We start from the raw sequence: 20,242 nt of genomic DNA, 5'->3' as shown, positions 1-20,242 counted from the left end.
TTTAAACCACCGCCCCATGTTGAAGCTCGACCGCTATCTATTGGGCGATTTCGTCCAGAGTTTCCTGGCTACCCTGATCGTCCTGCTGGTGGTCAGCGTGGGCGGCGTGCTGGTGGACATCCTCGGCAACATCGCCGACGGGCGGCTGCCGGCCAAGCTGCTGTTCTCGCAGCTGGGCCTGCAGTTCATCGTCTACATGCCGCTGATCCTGCCGCTGGCACTGATGCTGGGCCTGCTGCTGGCCATCGCCCGCCTCTACCGCGACTCGGAAATGGCGGTCATCACCGCCATCGGTGTCGGCCCCAAACGCCTGCTCAAGCCGCTGCTGCTGCTGGTGCTGCCGGTGATTGCGGTGGTCGGTGCCTGTTCGCTGTGGCTGGGGCCCTGGGCCCAGCGCACCGCCGAACAGATGATCCAGGACGCCAACCGCAGCGTGCTGATGGCCGGCCTGGAGCCGGGCCGGTTCACCCCGCTGCCCAATGGTGGCGTGGTCTACGTCGCCTCGATCTCCCCCGATGGCAGCCAGCTGGGCCGGGTGTTCCTGCAGCGGCAGAAGGAGGATCGCCTTGAAGTGGTGTCCGCCGCCAGCGGTCGCATGTACTTCGAAGGCGCCCGCCAGCGCTTCCTCGAACTGGATGATGGCCACCAGCTGGAAGGGCCGGCGGCCGGTGCACTGGATTACCGCCTGGCGACCTTCGCCCGCAACGACGTGGCGCTGCCCGACGGCAGCGAGGCCCGCAAGAGTGATGATCCCGAACTGATGCCGACCACCGCGTTGTTCGGCGACAAGCGCCCCGAGGCGCAGGCACAGCTGCATCGCCGCCTGGCCCCGCCGCTGATCGCGCTGGCCTTCGCCCTGCTGACCGTGCCGCTGGGCCGCAGTTCGCCGCGCCAGCAGCGCTACGGACGGATGATGCTGGCTCTGCTGGCCTATATGGTCGGCACCAACATGATGTTCATCGGCAGCGGCTGGATTGCCAACGGCCAGATTCCGCCGGCGCTTGGCCTGTGGTGGCTGACCCTGCCGCTGCTGGCACTGGCGATCTGGATGTACGCGCGTGACGGCCGCATGGCCCGCCCGAAGGGAGCCCGCGCATGATGCTGCGACCGATGCGTTTCGATCTGTACCTGGGCCGCGCGGTGCTGGGTACCGTGCTGCTGACCTGGGCGGTGCTGGTCGGCCTGGACGTGCTGATGGCCTTCTCCGGCGAGTTCAAGGACATCGGCAAGAACGGCTATTCGCTGGGCCATGCTGCAGCCTGGGTGCTGTACACCGTGCCGCGCCGGGCCTACACGATGTTCCCGACCGCGGCGGTGATCGGTGCGCTGATGGGCCTGGGCCAGCTGGCCGCGACCTCGGAGCTGACCGCGCTGCGTGCGCTCGGTCTGTCGCGCAAGCGCCTGAGCGTGTCGGTGGCGATCGCTCTGTCGCTGCTGACCGGGCTGATGGTGATCAGTGCCGAGACCCTGGGGCCCTGGGGCCAGAACCGCGCTGATTCGCTGAAGATGAGTGCCAAGTGGGGCACCGACATGGCGGTAGCGCGTTACTCCGGCTTGTGGGCGCGCGAGGGTGACACCTTCCTCAACGCACAGAGTGGCGAAGAACAGCTGGTCGGCGACAAGGGCACCCGGCTGATTCTGCGCGACGTGCGCCTCTACAAGATCAACGAGGATGGGCGGGTCGGCACGTTGACCCATGCCGCCACCGCCGAGCATGACAAGGATGGCTGGGTGTTGACCGGCGTGCGCCGTGACTCGTTCGGCGAGCGCTCGGCAACGCGCCAGGAAGTGGCCCGTGAGCCGTGGAATTCCAAGCTGGACGCCGGAGCCCTGGCCACCGGCATCGCCAAGCCGCGCAACCTCAGCGTGTCCGAGCTGAGCACCAGCATCGCCTACCGCGAGCGCAACGGGCTGGATGCACGGGATTACGAGGATGTGTACTGGAGCCGCTGGTTCTATCCGCTGAATGTGCTGGCGCTGTGCCTGGCGGCGGTGCCGTTCGCGTTTGGTTCGCTGCGCAGTGGCGGCATGGGCAAGCGCCTGTTCCTGGGCATCCTGTTCGCGCTGGCGTTCTGGCTGTTGCAGCTGTTCTTCGGCCGCATGGCTGGCGCGCTGAAGTTCGACTACCGCATTGCCTACGCGCTGCCGCCGATCGTGATGCTGGCGGTGTCCGGATTGTTGTTCCGACGCAAATCGGGCTGATTGCGGCAGCGCCGGGCCATGCACGGCGAAGGTGTCCGATATCCCACGTCCGCCGGGCATGGCCCGGCGCTACCAGCACAGTTCAGCGCTTCGGCATCCGCAGCACCCGCGTGGCGCTCGCACGGTCGTGCCAGGTCAGCCGCTGGCGATCCACCAGCGCCCACCAGAAGCCCACTCCGCCCAGCAACAACGACAGCGTGGCCACCGCGAACCGCAGCCACAGCTGGCCGCGTCGCAGCGGCGTGCCATCGCGTGATTCCAGCTTCAAGCGCCACGGGCGCATGCCCAGTGTCTGCCCGCCGCGCCGCCAGCTGGCGGTGGCATACCACCCGGTCAAACCCCAGCACACTGCCCACAGCAGCCATTGCCATGCGCTGAAAGGCGCGATGTTGTCGCGCTGCGCATGGCCGCTGAACGTATAGGCCAGGGTGAACACGGTGCCGGCCAGCATCCACAGGGCCAGCACCGGCAACGCGTCATAGATCATCGCCAGCAGGCGCCACAGCAGCAGCGCGCGCGGGCGGGGCGTATCAGCGGCGACGTGGGCCGCATCGGTGGCGGGGCTCGACATGTGCCGAGCATACGCAATGCTGGCCGTGCCCGCAGTTGGCCTCGTATCCTGCGTGCATGGCCGTCACTTCCACCCCCGCCGAACGTCGTCAGCTGGTCCAGCAACTGCCCGAACTGCGCGGCGAGGACAGCCAGCGCATCCAGCGTTTCCTCGACGCGATCTGGGCCGAGCACGGCTTGGCCCGCGCCACGCTGGACAGCTACCGCCGCGACCTTGAAGGCCTGGCGCGCTGGTGTGATGGACGCGACGGGGGGCTGGCCGGTGTTGAACGCGCCGGCCTGTTCGATTACCTGGCCTGGCGCACCCGCCACAACTGGTCGCCGCGCAGCAACGCGCGCCTGCTGTCGGCGCTGCGCGCGTTCTTTGCCGATGCCGTGCGCCGTGGCGAGCGCAGCGAAGATCCCAGTGCACTGCTCGACCCACCCAAGCTGCCACGGCTGCTGCCCAAGGCACTGGCCGAGAGCCAGATCGATGCGCTGCTGGCGGCGCCGGATATCGACAGTCCGCTCGGCCTGCGCGACCGCGCCATGCTGGAACTGATGTATGCCGCCGGGCTGCGGGTGAGCGAGCTGGTGCTGTTGCCCGCCACGGCGGTGAACCTGCGCCAGGGCGTGCTGCGGGTGACCGGCAAGGGCAGCAAGGAACGCCTGGTGCCGCTGGGCGAGGAGTCGCAGTACTGGCTGGAACGCTACCTGCAGCAGTCGCGACCGCAACTGGTGGGCAAGGGCAAGGTGCAGGCGCTGGCCGACGGGCAGACGCCCTTGTTCATCGAGCCTGCGTTGCATGGCTTGACCCGCCAAGCGTTCTGGCACCTGGTCAAGCGCTATGCGGCGGTGGCCGGTATCGACCCGGCGCGGATCAGTCCGCATGGTCTGCGGCACAGTTTTGCCACTCATCTGCTGAACCGCGGCGCCGACCTGCGCGCGCTGCAGATGCTGCTGGGCCACAGCTCGCTGTCCACCACCCAGATCTACACGCTGGTCGCGCGCGAACACCTGCAGAAACTGCACGCCCGCCATCATCCACGCGGCTGAGCCCACGGCTGAACCCCTGCCGGCCCTGTGCGCGGCATCGCGGACCGCTCAGGATGGCTGTGTCAGAATCCGAAGTCTTCTTTCTGCTGCGGACTGCTCCATGCTCCGATTCGCCATCGCCGCCGTGTTCGGCGCGCTCAGCCTGAGTGCCTGCGCCCAGCCCGCCCCGCCAGCCGCAAAGGCGCCCGCCGCAGCGGCAGCCAAGGCCGGTCCTGCCGCCACCGCCAATGCTCCGGCCGAGCAGGCCGTGCGCAAGGCCCTGACCGAGCTCAACCCCGGCTTCCAGGTGGACTACATCGGCGCCGCGCCGTTCCCGGGCTTCCGTGAAGTGGTGGTCTCCGGCCAGCTGCTGTACGTCTCCGACGACGGCCGTTACCTGTTCCAGTCGCAGCCCTACGACACCCGTGCCAAGAGCCCGGCCAACAGCGAAGGCCTGCTGGGCTACCGCCGCGACCTGCTGGCCAAGGCCAATCATGGCGACCGCATCGTGTTCGCCGCGCCGAACGCGAAATACACCATCAGCGTGTTCACCGACATCGAATGCGGCTACTGCCGCAAGCTGCACCAGGACATCGCCGAGCTCAACCGCAACGGCATCACCGTTGAATACCTGGCCTTCCCGCGCATGGGGCTGGGCAGCAAGGATTACACCGACATGATCTCGGTCTGGTGCGCGGCCGATCGTCGCCAGGCGCTGACCAATGCCAAGCGCGGTGGCACGGTGGCCGCGAAGAACTGCACCAACCCGGTGGCGATGCAGTACGCCTTGGGCCAGCAGCTGGGCGTGAACGGAACGCCGGCCATCTTCGCGCCGGATGGCACCCAGCTCGGCGGCTACCTGCCGCCGGCGCAGCTGCGTGCCGCGTTGGAGAAGCGCTCGGCTGCAGGCGCTGCAGGCGGCGGCCGCTGATCTGATGCGATTGCGCCGGGCCTGGCCCGGCGGATGTGGCAACGCGAATGAGGCCGGGGACGCAGTGCGCCCCCGGCCTTTTTCCTACTTCAGGCCATCACTGACCGCCTTGGTCAGCGTGCCCTGCGCATCGTCGCCGCTGAACTCCCAGACGAACGCACCGCCCAATCCCTGGGTCTTCACGTAGCCCATCTTGCGGGTGATGTTGGCCGGAGTATCGAAGCTCCACAGCGTGCTGCCGTTGTAGATCCAGGTGGCACCGGCGGTATTGTCGGTGTAGCCCGGCCACGCCAGGTTCTTCAGCACCTTCCAGTCTTCGATGCCGGCTTCATACGTGCCGGGTGCCGCACCGGTGGCGCTCTGGTACAGGCCGTTGTTGGCGTTGGTCACGCCGGTCCAGCCACGCCCGTAATAACCGATGCCCAGGTTGAGCTTGGCGGCGGGAACACCGCGGCTGATGAAGGCCTCGATGGCGTCGTTGCTGTTGTACAGCTTCTGGTCGCCGGTGGACGGATCACTCGGCGAATCGAACAGCGCCGACTGGTGATTGGTCTTCGCATCCCACGCACCGTGGAAGTCGTAGGTCATCACGTTGATGTAGTCCAGGTACGGGTGGTACGCGGCCGGATCGGTGACGCGGATCTTGTCGATGCCGGCGCCGACCGCCACCGTCAGCAACAAGCCCGGACGCACCGCATCGAGCTGGCGGCGGAACTCGGCCATCAGCGCGGTGAAGTTGGCATTGTCCGCGGGCGTGCCGCAGGCAATACCGCAGGCCACCGGGTATTCCCAGTCGATGTCGATGCCGTCGAACACACCCAGCGCCGCACCCGGGCCACCGGCGCCGTCGGTCACCGGCAGGTTGCCCTTGATGTAGGCGTCGATGCACGAGGCGACGAAGGCCTGGCGGTTGGCCGGCTGCGCCGCGCTGGAGAAGCCGCGCGACCAGGTCCAGCCACCCAGCGAGATCAGCACCTTCATGCCCGGGTACTTGGCCTTGAGCTGCTTGAGCTGGTTCCAGTTGCCACGCAGCGGCTGGTCCCACGTATCGGCGCTGCCGCTCACGCTTTCGCCGGCACTGAAGGCCTTGCTGTAGTCGGCGAAGGCATCGCCACCGGCACCGCTGTTCGGGTCCGACGCCTGGGTGATGCCTACTTCGCAGCGGTTGTTGCGCACGTTGCCGAAGGCGTAGTTGATGTGGGTCAGGCGCGCAGCCGAACCACTGCTGTCGATGTTCTTGACCCGGTAGTTGCGGCCATAGATGCCCCACTGGGTGAAGTAGCCGATGACCCGCTTGCCGGTGGTGCCACCGTCGCCGGCCAGTGTGCTGGCGGTCACCGCGGTGCCCTGCGCCGATGCATTGCCGGCGTTGTCGCGGGCGCGCACGCGGTAGCTGTAGCTGGTGGAGGCAGTCAGCCCGCCATCGACATAGCTGGCGCTGGACGGTGAACCGACCAGGCTGCCGTTGCGGTATACGTCGTAGCCGGCCAGGCCGCTGCCACCGGTGTTGTCGGTGGACGGACTCCAGCTGAGCGCGATGCTGTTGGCGGTGCGGGTGCCCACGGCCAGGCCGCCGGGCACGCTGGGTGCGGTGGTATCGCCACTGGCCGCGTTGACGGTGATGGTGATGGTCGCGGTGCTGGCGGTGGCGTTGTTGTTGTCGGTGGCGACCGCGCGCAGGGTGTGGCTGCCGGCGCTGGCGTTGGCCCAGCTGGCGCTGTACGGCGCGCTGGTGTCGACGCCCAGCGAACTGCCATCGCGGAAGAACTCGACCTTGCTGACGCTGCCGTCCGCATCACTGGCATTGGCGGTCACGTTGACCGTGCTGCCGGCGCTGAAGGTGGCGCCGTTGGCCGGCGAGGTCAGGCTGACCACTGGCGGCTGGTTGACCCCGCCGCCGTCGCAGGCGCCGAGGTTGGTGTAGTAGGGCGCCCCGGCCGGATGGTCCGGCGGCGCGTTCCAGATGTCCTGGTTCGCCCGGTAGAGGACGCCTCCTTTCTGCAGGGTATCGCCACTCCGGTAGATCTTGGCCTGGTCCCATTCGGCCACGCCGGCACAGCTGGCGGCCTGGGCCAGGCCGGGCAGGGCAACCGCCCCGGCGAGAGCCAGCAGCCAGGCCAGACGGCGCGGGCGACAGCGATGAAGGGAAGGGCGGGCACTGCGTACATCGGCACTCTGCACAAGCGGGTCGTACATGGTGTGTCTCCGATCGATGGTTGGCGCACGGGCCAAGACGGCGCCGCACGTAACGCAGGGTCCGGACATCGCCCGGGAAGGCGACGGAGGGGGCGGACGGAGGTACCTGGTGGGCCGGGGAGAGAGTCCGGCGCCAGGTGGGGACAACGTTGTCATCAATTGCGTGGTCAATCCGTGAGCGAGCGCATGGTTCGGGGATTTGGGCGAGAGCGGCGCTGGCGCGCGGTCGGCGGCCATCGGCGGAGCCCCCTCGTGGTTGGGGTTGGTCGTTTACAGCGGATTTCTGGGGGTGGGCCGGGCGGGTGGGCTGCGCAGGGGACGCCGTGAATACGTCCCTGTAGGCTCGGTCGCCGCATCCATGCGGCTCACGCCCCTGCGCAGCCCACCCACCCGGCCACGGACAGATTCATGCGCGCGCCAGCCACGAAAGACAGAACAAAAAATCAAGATCAAACGCCGATCGCTTCGCTCTCAGGCGTCTGATTGCAGGCATTCCTGTGGTTGCCGGCCAGCGGCCGGCACTACCGGGGGCATCTACGCATGGCGTTAAACTGCCGACAGATCGCGGAGATTTGTCGAAGGCGGGGTGGGTCCGGTTGCGGGGGCGTGAGCGCCATGGATGGCGCGCCCGAGCCTACATGGACGTATTCACGGCGTCCCCCGCAACCGGACCCACCCCGCCATCCCGCGGAATGCCCGCTGTTGCTTTGGCCGTTGCCTGCGCTCTGGCCTCTGCGGGTGCCGGGCGCCGCCCGGCCGAAGCCCACCCCCGCTTCCGGTACAATGTCGGGCCCGTTTCCCAACTACGGTTCCCCGGACATGATGGTCCTCGAGGGCGCGCCCGCCCTGTCGCCGTTCCGCCGCGAACGTCTTGAATCCCGCCTGCAGTCCATCGCTCCCTCCCTGCGCATCAGCGGTGCCTGGCACGTCTACTTCGTGCAGGCCGAGGGCACTGCCGCCCCCGACGTCGATACCCTGTGCCGCATCCTGGAAGCCCGCCCGCAGTCCGAGGCGGTCGCGGATGGTGCGGTCAGCCGCATCGTGGTGCCGCGCCTGGGCACGCTGTCGCCGTGGTCGAGCAAGGCCAGCGAACTGGTCCGCGGTGCCGGCCAGCCGGTAAGCCGGGTCGAGCGTGGCCTGCGCATCGACGTCCAGGGCTGGCCGACAGACGCTGCCGCCCAGCAGGCACTGATCAAGGTGCTGCACGACCCGATGACGCAGTCGGTGCTGGAGACCGTCGATCAGGGCCAGTCCCTGTTCTCGACCCCGGCCCGTGGCGAACTCGAGCGCGTACCGGTGGACCAGCTGGAGGCCGCCAACCAGCGCCTCGGCCTGGCCATGGCACAGGACGAGATCGACTACCTGCGCGAGCGCTTCACCGCGCTGGGCCGGTCGCCGTCGGACGTGGAACTGATGATGTTCGCGCAGGCCAATTCCGAGCACTGCCGGCACAAGATCTTCAATGCCAGCTGGACCATCGACGGCCAGGAGCAGGACCGCTCGCTGTTCCGGATGATCAAGAACACCCACCAGCAGACGCCGCAGCACACGCTCAGCGCGTACAGCGACAACGCGGCGGTGATCGAAGGCCATCCGGCCTCGCGTTATCGCCCGGACCCGGCCAGCGGCGAGTACCGCCGCGAACCGCAGGTGCCCAGCGCGTTCCAGATCAAGGTGGAAACGCATAATCACCCGACCGCGATCGCGCCGTTCCCGGGCGCGTCGACCGGCGCCGGTGGTGAAATCCGCGACGAAGGCGCAACCGGTCGTGGCGGCAAGCCGAAGGCCGGCCTGAGCGGTTTCTCGGTCTCGCACCTGCGCATTCCCGAGCTGCCGCAGCCGTGGGAAGCGCCGCGCGCGCTGAACCCGCGCATGGCGCCGGCACTGGAAATCATGACCGACGGCCCGCTCGGCGGCGCCGCGTTCAACAATGAGTTCGGCCGCCCGGCCCTGCTCGGCTACTTCCGCAGCTTCGAACTGCCGGAAGGCGCCGACCTGGTGCGCGCCTACGACAAGCCGATCATGCTGGCCGGTGGCCTCGGTGCCATCGATCGCGTGCAGGTCGACAAGATCCTGCTGCAGGACGGCGATGCCGTGATCGTGCTCGGCGGCCCGGCGATGCTGATCGGCCTCGGCGGCGGTGCCGCCAGTTCGGTCGCCTCCGGTGAAAGCGCCGAGGACCTGGACTTCGCCAGCGTGCAGCGCGACAACCCGGAAATGGAGCGTCGCTGCCAGGAGGTCATCGACCGCTGCGTGGCGATGGGTACCAACAACCCGATCAAGTTCTTCCATGACGTCGGTGCCGGTGGCCTGTCCAATGCCATTCCCGAACTGCTGCACGACTCCGGCGTGGGCGGCATCATCGACCTGGGCAAGGTGCCCACCGACGATCCGTCGCTGTCGCCGATGCAGCTGTGGTGCAACGAATCGCAGGAGCGCTACGTACTCGGTGTGGCGCAGGAGCGCCTGGCCGAATTCGCTGCGCTGTGCGCACGCGAGCGCTGCCCGTTCGCTGCGGTCGGTGTCGCCACTGCAGCCGAACACCTGGTGGTGGCTTATGGCGCCGTGCCGGGCAACATCCCGGCCGATGCGCCGATCGACCTGCCGATGGACGTGCTGTTCGGCAAGCCGCCGAAGATGCACCGCGATACCGCGCACCCGCCGGCACCGCGCTGGCCGGCACTGAAGACCGGTGGTCTGGATCTGCAGGAAGCCGGTCTGCGCGTGCTCGCGCACCCGACGGTGGCCTCCAAGAACTTCCTGGTCACCATCGGTGACCGCAGTGTCGGCGGCCTGACCGCGCGCGAGCAGATGGTCGGCCCGTGGCAGCTGCCGGTGGCCGACGTGGCGATCACCCTGGCCGATTTCGACGGCGTGGCCGGCGAGGCGATGGCACTGGGCGAACGCACGCCGCTGGCGCTGCTGGACGCGGCTGCTTCGGCCCGCATGGCCGTGGGCGAGGCACTGACCAACCTGTGCGCGGCCCCGGTCGATGCGCTGGATGAAATCAAGCTGTCGGCGAACTGGATGGCCGCTGCCGGCCACCCGGGCGAAGACGCGCTGCTGTACGACGCGGTGAAGGCGGTGGGCATGGAACTGTGCCCGCAGCTGGACATCAGCATCCCGGTGGGCAAGGACTCGCTGTCGATGCAGGCGCAGTGGCACGACCAGGGCGAAGCGCACAAGAGCGTGTCGCCGGTGTCGCTGGTGATCACCGCGTTCGCGCCGGTGGCCGATGCACGCCAGCAGCTGACCCCGCTGCTGGACCGCGATATCGACAGCGAGCTGTGGTTGATCGGCCTCGGTGCCGGCAAGCAGCGCCTGGGCGGTTCGATCCTGGCCCAGGTGCACGCTGACCATGGCGACCTGCCTGCGTTCGCCGGCGCCGCCCCGGACCTGGACGACCCGCAGCGCCTGCGTGGCTTCTTCGAGCTGATCCGCGATGCACGCCAGGCCGGCCTGCTGCGCGCGTACCACGACCGCAGCGACGGTGGTGCGTTCGCCGCGCTGTGCGAAATGGCCTTCACCTCGCGCCTGGGCCTGGACATCACCCTCGACGCCTGGGGCGATGATCCGTTCCGCAGCCTGTTCAATGAAGAGCTGGGCGCCGTCGTGCAGATCGCCCGCGAAGACCGCGCCGCGTTCGCCGACCTGGTCGAGCGCCACGCGCTGACCGAGTGCGCGCAGCGCATCGCCAAGCCGACCACCGCGCCGGTGGTGCGGGTGTCGCTGGGCGGTGACTCGCTGGCCGAATGGCGCTGGGAAGCACTGTTCGATGCCTGGTGGTCGGTGACCCACGCGATGCAGAAGCGCCGCGACAATCCGGCCAACGCCGATGCCGAGCGCGAGATCGCCCGCGCCTTCACCGCGCCGGGCCTGAAGCCGAAGCTGAGCTTCGACCTCAATGAGGATGTTGCCGCACCGTTCGTGCAGACCGGGGCGCGTCCGCGCGTTGCGATCCTGCGCGAACAGGGCGTCAACGGCCAGATTGAAATGGCCAACGCCTTCGAACGTGCCGGCTTCCGCGCATTCGACGTACACATGAGCGACCTCATCGAAGGCCGCGTGGCGCTGCAGGACTTCACCGGCCTGGTCGCCTGCGGCGGCTTCAGCTACGGCGACGTGCTCGGTGCCGGCCGTGGCTGGGCGACCTCGATCCTCGAGCGCACTGCGCTGCGCAATGCCTTCGCTGCGTTCTTCGCGCGCGAGGACAGCTTCGCCCTGGGCGTGTGCAACGGCTGCCAGATGATGAGCCAGCTGAAGGACATCATCCCCGGTGCCGAACACTGGCCGCAGTTCCGCCGCAACGCCAGCGAGCAGTTCGAAGCCCGCACCGCGCTGCTGGAAGTGGTGGAGTCGCCGTCGATCCTGCTGCGTGGCATGGCCGGTTCCCGCCTGCCGGTGGCGGTGGCGCATGGCGAAGGCCAGGCGGTGTTCGACAACGCCGTCGACCAGGCCACAGCCCGTGTCGCGTTGCGCTACATCGACGGCAACGGCAACGTCGCCAGCCAGTACCCGCTGAATCCGAACGGCTCGCCCGACGGCATCACCGGCCTGACCAGCACCGACGGCCGGGTGACGATCATGATGCCGCACCCGGAGCGCACCCCGCGCGCGCTCAACCTGAGCTGGGCCCCAGCCGAGTGGCAGGGCGATTCACCTTGGATGCGCATGTTCCGCAACGCACGGGTGTGGTGCGGTTGATCGCACACGCGTTGCGCAGCTGACGATGCCATCGCGTATGGAAACCCGCCGGGAAACCGGCGGGTTTTTCTTTTTGAATACGGAAACTTCTGCACTGGCCATTAGTTACATACGTTTTCATGCGTGAAGATTCCATCACGTACGCCTAACAAAATACGTACATAAACAAGTGAAACAGTGAACTGCTTCACGGCAATCGCTTTTGCTGCGTCAAAGTCTTGACGATTCGCAAAGATGCCGTTAACACTTGACCCCCGTTTCAAATCTGTTCATCCCGCAGTAACCGCACGGCGCATGCGCTCGGTTTTCTGTCCCTGCGCGCCGTTCGGCAATACCCCGCAGTAAATCACGCGAATAACGCCCCCAGGGGACGTTGAACCACGAAGGTTCGGCGGTGGCGTTGCTTTGCCCAAAACCAGTCCAATCAGGAGCCGTACCGATGAATCGGATTTATCGCAAGGTCTGGAACAAAGCACTGGGTCAGTTGGTGGTGGCCTCGGAACTGGCCTCTTCCAGCTCATCAGGCGGGGTCGTTGATCAGCGCCGCAGTGCGACGGATGCCGCGCCGGCACGACTGGCCGCAGCGTTGGCCTTGGCAATGGGACTGGGAATGACCGGCATCGCTTCGGCGCAGTCGGTCGAGATTGGCGGCAGCGCGAACTGCGTGGTGCTCAACAGCAAAGTGGTGGACAAGTGCGCGGTCGATGGCACTGCCAGCGCCAAGGGCAGCAATGCCGTGGCGATCGGTGCGGGTACCAGTGCCACCGGCGCCAACAGCGTGGCGCTGGGCGCCGGTTCCAAGGCAGCGCGCGCCAACACCGTCTCTGTCGGTGATGCTGGCAAGGAACGGCAGGTGACCAACGTCGCCGCCGGTACCGCCGCCACCGATGCAGTGAACAAGGCGCAGCTGGATGCACAGGCACGCGCCACGCAGGCTGCGCTTGCGCAGGCGGCGGCCGAGGGCAGCCGTTATTTCAAGGCCGATGGCGCGGGTGACAACAGCGACGCGGCGAAGATCGAAGGCGACGGCGCGATTGCCGTCGGCAGTGGCAGCCAGTCGCTGGCCAACGCCACCACTGCGGTCGGCACCCAAGCGATTGCTGCGGGAGTCGGTGCCAGTGCCTTCGGCCAGAACGCGCTCGCCTTCGGTGACGCCAGCGTGGTGGTCGGGCAGAGCGCGGCCGCATTCGGCCTTGGCGATACCGCCGTTGGTGCCCATGCCGTTGCCGCCAGCGAGAACGGCGCAGCCACCGCACTGGGTGCACTGTCCGAAGCCAGCGCCGATGGCGCAACTGCGGTGGGTGCAGGCGCAGTGGCGATGGGCCCGGGCAGCACCTCGCTGGGCCGCGGTGCGACTGCTGCCAACGAAGCGTCGATTGCCGTCGGTGCGTTCAGCACGGCGGTAGGCGAGTACAGCACCGCGCTGGGTTCCAATTCGGCCGCCGTGGCCACCGGCAGCGTGGCGCTTGGCGCCGGCTCGCTGGCCGATCGCGTGGATACCGTGTCGGTAGGTGCGGTCGACTACGGCCTGACCCGGCAGATCACCAGCGTTGCCGCAGGTACCGAAGATACCGATGCGGTCAACGTCGGCCAGTTGAAGGGCGTGGCGGCAGTAGCCGAGACCACCGCCAAGCGCTTCCAGGCCACCGGCAGCAGCAACAGCGATGCCGGCGCATTGGCCGAGGGAGATGACGCGCTCGCCGCTGGCGAAGCTGCCAATGCGATCGGCAACGGCACGACCGCCGTCGGTGCGGGTGCAACCGCTGTCGCGCAGAACGCCACTGCGGTCGGCAACAACGCGCTGGCATCGGGCCAGAACAGTGCTGCCTTCGGCAACAACGCACAGGCAGTCGGTCCGGGCAGCGTCGCCGTCGGCGGTGCTGCGGTGGATGCCGATGGCAATCCGCTGATCACCAGTGGTGGCGTGCCGGTAGAGACCGGTGCCACCAGTGCTGGGGTCGGTGGTACCGCCGTCGGTGCCAGCGCCGATGCCGGTGGTTTCGCCGCCTCGGCGTACGGCGTGGGTGCCTACGCGGCAGGTGCGCAGTCGTCGGCGTTCGGTGCGGTCTCCAATGCCATCGGCGACTACTCCACGGCCGTCGGTACGCAGAGCAACGCTACCGGCACCAGCAGCGTGGCCGTCGGTGGTCCGGCCGATCTGATCCCGGGCCTGGGCTTCTTCGTGCAGACCCAGGCCAGCGGCGAAGCGGCCACGGCCGTCGGTGCCGGCGCGATTGCCAGCGGCGACCATGCCGTGGCCAACGGCAGCCTGACCGAGGCCTCCGGCACCGACTCGGTTGCCGTTGGCTACTTCGCCTATGCGCCGGGCGAGAACGCCAGCGCACTGGGTGCACAGACCTGGGCCAGTGGCGCGCAGAGCACCGCCGTTGGCTACTACGCCACCGCGCGCGGTGCCAACAGCGTTGCTCTGGGTGCGAATTCCGAAGCGGTGCGCGCCAACAGCGTGGCCGTGGGCAGTGCCGGCAACGAGCGGCAGATCACCAGCGTGGCAGCCGGCAGCGAAGCCACCGATGCGGTGAACAAGGCCCAGCTGGACGCCGTAGCCAGCACCGCCGACACCACCGCGCGCTTCTTCCAGGCGCAGCCGGAAAGCGGCAGCGATGCCGGCGCCTATGCAGAAGGCGAGGGTGCGGTCGCGGCAGGTTCGGCCAGCAATGCCATCGGTGCCGGCGCGCTGGCACAGGGCGCAGGCGCTGCGGCCATCGGCGCCGACAGCGTGGCACTGGGTCGCAATACCTTCGCCGACGGTGATGGTGCAGTGGCCGTGGGTGGCCTGGGCCAGGCGTACGACGAATACAACCAGCCGCTGCTGGATGACCAGGGCAACCCGGTGCAGATCGGCACCACCGCTTCGGCCGGTTCCACCGCCGTCGGCAATGCTGCGCAGGCGACCGGTGCCAGCAGCAGCGCCTTCGGCAATGCGGCACAGGCCACCGGCGACAACAGCTTTGCGGCGGGCGGCAAGTCGCGCGCTACCGGCAGCTATGCCGTCGCCATCGGTGACAGTGCCTTCGCCAAGTCCGACGACAGCACCGCCGTGGGTGGTTACAGCACCGCCAGCGAGGAGGGTGCCACCGCCTTCGGCGCGGGTGCCTGGGCCACCGGCCGCAATGCCTCGGCGTTTGGTCCGGCGGCATGGGCCAGTGCCAACGGCGCGACCTCCATCGGCTACAACAGCTGGGCCAACGGCATCAGTTCCACCGCTGTCGGCCGCGGCGCCTTCAGCTACGGCGACAACAGTGTTGCGCTGGGCTTCCAGGCGCTGGGCAACAGCATCAACAGCATCGCCATCGGCACCAACACAGTGGCTGGCGGTGAAAGTGCGATTGCGTTGGGCGCGGGCAGTGCGGCCAGCGGCAACAACGCGGTTGCGCTGGGTGCCGGTTCGGTGGCCAGCCGTGACCGCAGCGTGTCGGTGGGCAGCGCCGGCAACGAGCGGCAGATCACCAGCGTGGCGGCCGGTACCCAGGCCACCGATGCGGTGAACAAGTCGCAGCTCGATGCGGTTGCAGCCAGTGCGGCGACCACCAGCAAGTACTTCCAGGCCAGCGGCAGTGCCGACAGCAACGCCGGTGCCTACGTGGAAGGTGACAACGCGCTGGCCGCTGGTGAATCGGCCAACGCCATCGGCAACGGCGCAACCGCGCTGGGCAGTGGCGCCAATGCGCTGGGCAGCAATGCACAGGCCATCGGCTTCAATGCGCTGGCCACTGCAGCCAATGCCAGCGCCATCGGTGCCAACGCACAGGCGACTGGCGAATACGCCACCGCGCACGGTGCCGAGAGCGAAGCCAGTGGCGAGCAGAGCGCGGCCTTCGGTGCGGCCTCGGTGGCCAGCGGCGCCGGCAGCACTGCTACCGGTGTGCTGTCCGAGGCCAGCGGCGAAGAAGCCGTGGCGGTGGGCTACTTCAGCAACGCCAGCGGTGAGGCCGCCACGGCGGTCGGCAGTGAAAGCGTGGCCAGCGGCACCGCTTCGGCGGCGTTCGGCATCGGTGCCGAAGCGACCGGCGGCTACAGCACGGCCATCGGTGGTTACGCCAACGCATCGGCATTCAACGCCACCGCCTTCGGCAACTTCGCCAACGCCTCCGGCTCCAACAGCGTGGCGCTCGGCGGCGATTCGGAAGCATCCGGTGCCTACAGTACCGCCACCGGCCAGGGCAGCCTGGCTACCGGCACCAATGCCGTGGCTGTTGGTGGTTCGTTGTTCGGCCTGCTGGCGACCGAAGCATCCGGCGACTATTCCACCGCGGTCGGTGGCGGCGCCTATGCGGCGGGCACCAACAGCACCGCGCTGGGCAATGCGGCTGAATCGCGCGGTGCCAACAGCGTGGCGCTGGGTGCCGATTCGATTGCCGACCGCGACAACACCGTGTCGGTGGGGGGCGGCGGCAACACCCGCCAGATCACCAACGTGGCAGCGGGTACCCAGGGTACCGACGCGGTGAACAAGGATCAGCTGGACGCCGTGGCCGCCGAAGGGGCCAAGACCAGCAAGTACTTCCAGGCCAGTGGCAGCGCCGACAGCGATGCCGGTGCCTACGTGGAAGGCGACAGCGCGCTGGCCGCCGGTGAAGCGGCCAATGCGATCGGCACCGGTGCCACGGCACTTGGCAGTGGCGCAACGGCGGTAGCTGCGAACGCGACGGCGGTGGGCTTCAACAGCCTGGCCAGCGGCGGCAATGCGGCTGCAGTGGGCAACAACGCGCAGGCGACCGGTGAAGACAGCGCGGCGCTCGGCAGCGGTGCGGTCGCCAGCGGCATCAGCGCCACCGCCACGGGCACCGCTGCACAGGCCAGCGGCGTCTACAGCACCGCCAACGGTGCGGAGGCTGTCGCCAGCGGTGCGCAGTCGCTGGCCAGTGGTTTCCGCAGTGCGGCCTCGGCCGATGGCACCACCGCCATCGGTGGTTACAGCGAAGCCAGCGGCCGCCTCGGCACCGCGCTGGGCTACGGCTCGGCGGCGACCGGTGCCAACACCACGGCTGTCGGTTTCGGTGCGGCAGCAGCAGGCAGCGGCGCAGTCGCCGTCGGTCAATCCAGCGAAGCCAGCGGCGATGAAAGCGTGGCCATCGGTGGCAGCACCTTCTTCGGCCTGGTGCCGTCGCGTGCCAGTGGCTACGGCGCAGCGGCGTTCGGTGCCGGTGCCTGGGCCACCGACGACTACGCCACCGCCATCGGCTGGAACTCGTGGGCCGATGGCGCCGAGTCGACTGCGCTGGGTGCCAGCGCTACCGCCAACGGCGCCAACAGCGTGGCCCTGGGCGCAGGCTCCAAGGCGGACCGTGACAACACGGTGGCCGTCGGCAGTGCCGGCAGCGAACGCCAGGTCGCCCATGTGGCCGCCGGCACCGAAGGCACCGATGCGGTCAACAAGAACCAGCTCGATGCCGTCGCAGCCACGGCGGACAAGACCAGCAAGTACTTCAAGGCCAGCGGCAGCGCCGACAGCGATGCCGGTGCCTACGTGGAAGGCGACAACGCACTGGCTGCCGGTGAAGCGGCCAATGCGATCGGCAATGGCGCAACCGCGCTCGGCAGCGGTGCCACGGCCGTGGCCGCGAACGCGACCGCCGTCGGCTTCAACACGCTGGCGACCGGCAGCAATGCGGCCGCGGTGGGCAGCAACGCACAGGCCACCGGCGCAGACAGTGCCGCACTCGGCAATGGCGCGGTGGCCAGTGGAATCAGCGCTACCGCCACCGGCACCGCTGCACAGGCCAGCGGCGTCTACAGCACGGCCAATGGTGCAGAGGCTGTCGCCAGCGGTGCGCAATCGCTGGCCAGTGGTTTCCGCAGTGCGGCCTCGGCCGATGGCACCACCGCCATCGGTGGCTACAGCGAAGCCAGCGGCCGCCTCGGCACTGCGCTCGGCTACGGTTCGGCGGCGACCGGTGCCAACACCACGGCTGTCGGCTTCGGTGCAGCAGCGGCAGGCAGCGGCGCGGTCGCCGTCGGTCAATCCAGCGAAGCCAGTGGCGCAGAGAGTGTCGCCATCGGTGGCAGCACCTTCTTCGGCCTGATCCCGTCGCGTGCCAGCGGTACCGGTGCAGCGGCGTTCGGTGCCGGTGCCTGGGCCACCGATGACTACGCCACCGCGATCGGTTGGAATGCGTGGGCCGATGCGGCTGACAGCACCGCGCTGGGTGCCAGTGCTACGGCCAGCGCTGCCAACAGCGTTGCTCTTGGCGCAGGCTCGAAGGCAGACCGTGCCAACACGGTGGCCGTCGGCAGCGCAGGCAACGAACGCCAGGTCGCCCATGTTGCCGCTGGCACCGAGACCACCGATGCGGTGAACAAGGGCCAGCTGGATGCAGTGGCCAGTGTCGCCGACAAGACCAGCAAGCACTTCCAGGCCAGCGGCAGTGCCGACAGCGATGCCGGGGCGTACGTCGAAGGCGACAACGCGCTGGCTGCAGGTGAAGCAGCCAATGCGATCGGCAACGGCGCCAGTGCGCTCGGCAGCGGTGCCACCGCAGTTGCGGCCAACGCTACCGCGGTCGGTTTCAATGCGCTGGCCAGCGGCGCCAACGGTGCGGCGCTGGGCAATGCGGCTCAGGCCACCGGCGTGGACAGCGTAGCCCTGGGCAGTGGTGCTGCTGCCAGCGAACTCGGCTCCAGTGCCACCGGCGCCGGCGCGCAGGCCAAGGGTGCCTACAGCACCGCCAGCGGCGCGCAGTCCACCGCCAGCGGCACGCAGTCGCAGGCCAGTGGCTTCCGTGCCACGGCAACCGCCGACGGCACGTCGGCGCTGGGCAGCTACGCCGAGGCCAGTGGTCGCCTGGGTACCGCTGTCGGCTACAGCGCCAAGGCCACCGCCGCCGGTTCCACGGCGGTTGGTTTCGGTGCCACCGCAAGTGCCGCCAACAGCACGGCGCTGGGCGCATCGGCAGTGGCCGATCGGGCCAACACGGTATCGGTGGGCAGTGCGGGCGCAGAGCGTCAGATCACCCGCGTTGCCGCCGGTACCCAGGCCACCGATGCGGTGAACCGCGCGCAGCTGGATGCGGTCGCTTCCACCGCTGACACCACCAGCCGCCACTTCCGCGCCAGCGGCAGTGGCACTGCAACCGCCAGCGGCACCGACGCAGTGGCCATCGGCTCTGCGGCCAACGCCGGCGGTGCACGCAGCAACGCACTGGGTGCCAATGCCTCGGCCATTGGTGGCGGCGCGCTTGCGCTGGGTGCCAACAGCGGCGTTACCGGGACCAACTCGGTCGCCCTCGGCACCGGTGCACGCGCTCTGGAAGCCAACGTGGTATCGGTCGGTGGTGGCAACGGCACCGCAGGCCCTGCCACGCGCCGCATCGTCAACGTCGCCGATGGCCGCATCACCGCCGGCAGCAGCGATGCAGTGACCGGTTCGCAGCTCAACGTCACCAACCAGCGTGTGGGCGCGGTGGAAACCCGCGTCGGTGATTTCGACTCGCGCATCGCCACCGTTGAAACCAGCGCGGCCAGTTCGGTCGGCTATGACGATGCCAGCCGTGACCGCCTGACCCTCGCCGGTATCCAAGGCACCACGATCGACAACGTCGGGGCCGGCAGCATTGCGTCCGGCAGCCGCCAGGCGATCAACGGTGGGCAGTTGTTCCAGTCGCTCAGCGATGCCGCCAGCTTCCTCGGCGGCGGTGCCAGCGTCGGCATGCAGGGGGTGTTCGTTGCACCGAACTATGTGATCCAGGGCTCGACCTACAGCAACGTCGGCGACGCGCTGGGCGCACTGGACCGCAAGGTCAGCGAGATCGATCGTCGTACCGCCAGCGGCACGCGTTCCGGCGCGGCAAGCCTGCGTTCGATGGCCGCTCCGCTGGACGCCGACGCGGCCAGCGCGGCCACGGCTTCGGCCAGCGCCGATGCGAGCCTGGCGGATGGCGGGTCGGCAACGGCCACTGCCCGTGTGCAGGGCACTCCGACTGCAGCCAGCGCCGGCAATGCACAGCCGGCACTGGTCGGCGGTGGCATCAACGCCGTCGCGATGGGTGATGGCGCTGTCGCCAGTGGTGCATCGTCCACTGCCGTCGGCCAGGGCGCGAGTGCAACCGCGGCCAATGCGGTGGCGCTGGGCCAAGGCTCGGTTGCCGATCGCGCCAACACCGTCTCGGTCGGCAGCGAGGGCAACGAACGCCAGGTCACCAACGTGGCGGCTGGTACCACCGCAACCGATGCGGTCAACAAGGGCCAGCTGGATCGTGGCATCACCACCGCCAACAGCTACACCGACAGCCGCGTGCAGGCGGTCACCGACAGCTTCGATGTGTTCAAGGGCGAAGTTGATGGGCGCCTGCGCCACATGGATCGCCGCATCGACCGTCAGGGCGCGATGAGCTCGGCGATGCTCAACATGGCCACCAGTGCCGCCGGCATCCGTACCCAGAACCGGGTCGGCGTCGGCATCGGTTTCCAGGGCGGCGAGTCGGCCATGTCGCTGGGCTACCAGCGTGCGATCAGCGATCGCGCCACGGTCACCATCGGTGGTGCCTTCAGCAGTGATGACAGCTCGGTCGGCGTTGGTGCCGGCTTCGGCTGGTAAGTGCGCAACAACGTGCCGGTGGGCCATCCCATCGGCACGTCGAGCAGTGAGCGCCAAAGGGGCGTGGCACG

8 protein-coding genes are annotated in these 20,242 nt (G+C 68.5%); 6 read left to right on the top strand and 2 right to left on the bottom strand.

Annotated elements, in window-relative coordinates; translation table 11 throughout:
- Positions 1 to 16 precede the first annotated feature (16 nt).
- Together lptF and lptG are read left to right on the top strand one after the other, a co-directional pair.
- Entirely contained in the window at positions 17 to 1,099 is a 1,083-nt protein-coding gene (lptF, locus tag ACQ5SA_RS09880) for an LPS export ABC transporter permease LptF (RefSeq protein WP_340570026.1), read from the top strand.
- Positions 1,096 to 2,202: an LPS export ABC transporter permease LptG gene (gene lptG, locus ACQ5SA_RS09875; protein WP_499314111.1), complete on the top strand. Its 1,107-nt coding sequence runs from the start codon at positions 1,096 to 1,098 to the stop codon at positions 2,200 to 2,202. Before lptF ends, lptG begins: the two co-directional genes overlap by 4 nt.
- Positions 2,203 to 2,284: 82 nt before the next feature.
- Here lptG and ACQ5SA_RS09870 read toward each other — a convergent pair whose 3' ends face one another.
- A complete protein-coding gene (locus tag ACQ5SA_RS09870; RefSeq protein WP_353100840.1) occupies positions 2,285 to 2,773 on the bottom strand; it encodes an RDD family protein in 489 nt (162 codons plus the stop codon).
- 56 nt (positions 2,774 to 2,829) lie between these two features.
- Between ACQ5SA_RS09870 and xerD the strand changes: the two genes are divergently transcribed.
- Both xerD and ACQ5SA_RS09860 read left to right on the top strand, forming a co-directional pair.
- Complete coding sequence (gene xerD / locus ACQ5SA_RS09865; RefSeq protein WP_033830309.1) at positions 2,830 to 3,807, top strand: site-specific tyrosine recombinase XerD; 978 nt, start codon at positions 2,830 to 2,832, stop codon at positions 3,805 to 3,807.
- A gap of 100 nt (positions 3,808 to 3,907) precedes the next feature.
- On the top strand, positions 3,908 to 4,717 hold the full coding sequence (locus tag ACQ5SA_RS09860) for a thioredoxin fold domain-containing protein (RefSeq protein ID WP_353100844.1): 810 nt from the start codon (positions 3,908 to 3,910) through the stop codon (positions 4,715 to 4,717).
- An 84-nt stretch (positions 4,718 to 4,801) separates the two neighbouring features.
- On the opposite strand, the gene ACQ5SA_RS09855 is transcribed toward ACQ5SA_RS09860, so the two are convergent.
- Positions 4,802 to 6,913, bottom strand: coding sequence for a glycosyl hydrolase family 18 protein (locus tag ACQ5SA_RS09855; protein WP_499314110.1), 2,112 nt, complete (start codon positions 6,911 to 6,913; stop codon positions 4,802 to 4,804).
- Positions 6,914 to 7,732: 819 nt separating this feature from the next.
- Between ACQ5SA_RS09855 and purL the strand changes: the two genes are divergently transcribed.
- Together purL and ACQ5SA_RS09845 are read left to right on the top strand one after the other, a co-directional pair.
- Positions 7,733 to 11,617 carry a phosphoribosylformylglycinamidine synthase gene (gene purL / locus ACQ5SA_RS09850; protein ID WP_499314109.1) on the top strand — a complete coding sequence of 1,295 codons (3,885 nt, stop codon included), beginning with the start codon at positions 7,733 to 7,735 and terminating at the stop codon, positions 11,615 to 11,617.
- 439 nt (positions 11,618 to 12,056) lie between these two features.
- Complete coding sequence (locus ACQ5SA_RS09845) at positions 12,057 to 20,171, top strand: ESPR-type extended signal peptide-containing protein (protein ID WP_499314108.1); 8,115 nt, start codon at positions 12,057 to 12,059, stop codon at positions 20,169 to 20,171.
- Positions 20,172 to 20,242: the final 71 nt, after the last annotated feature.

It is taken from the genome of Stenotrophomonas indicatrix (assembly GCF_050573115.1).
Taxonomy (GTDB): Bacteria; Pseudomonadota; Gammaproteobacteria; order Xanthomonadales; family Xanthomonadaceae; genus Stenotrophomonas; species Stenotrophomonas lactitubi_A.
This window is presented reverse-complemented; position numbering and strand designations above follow the sequence as displayed.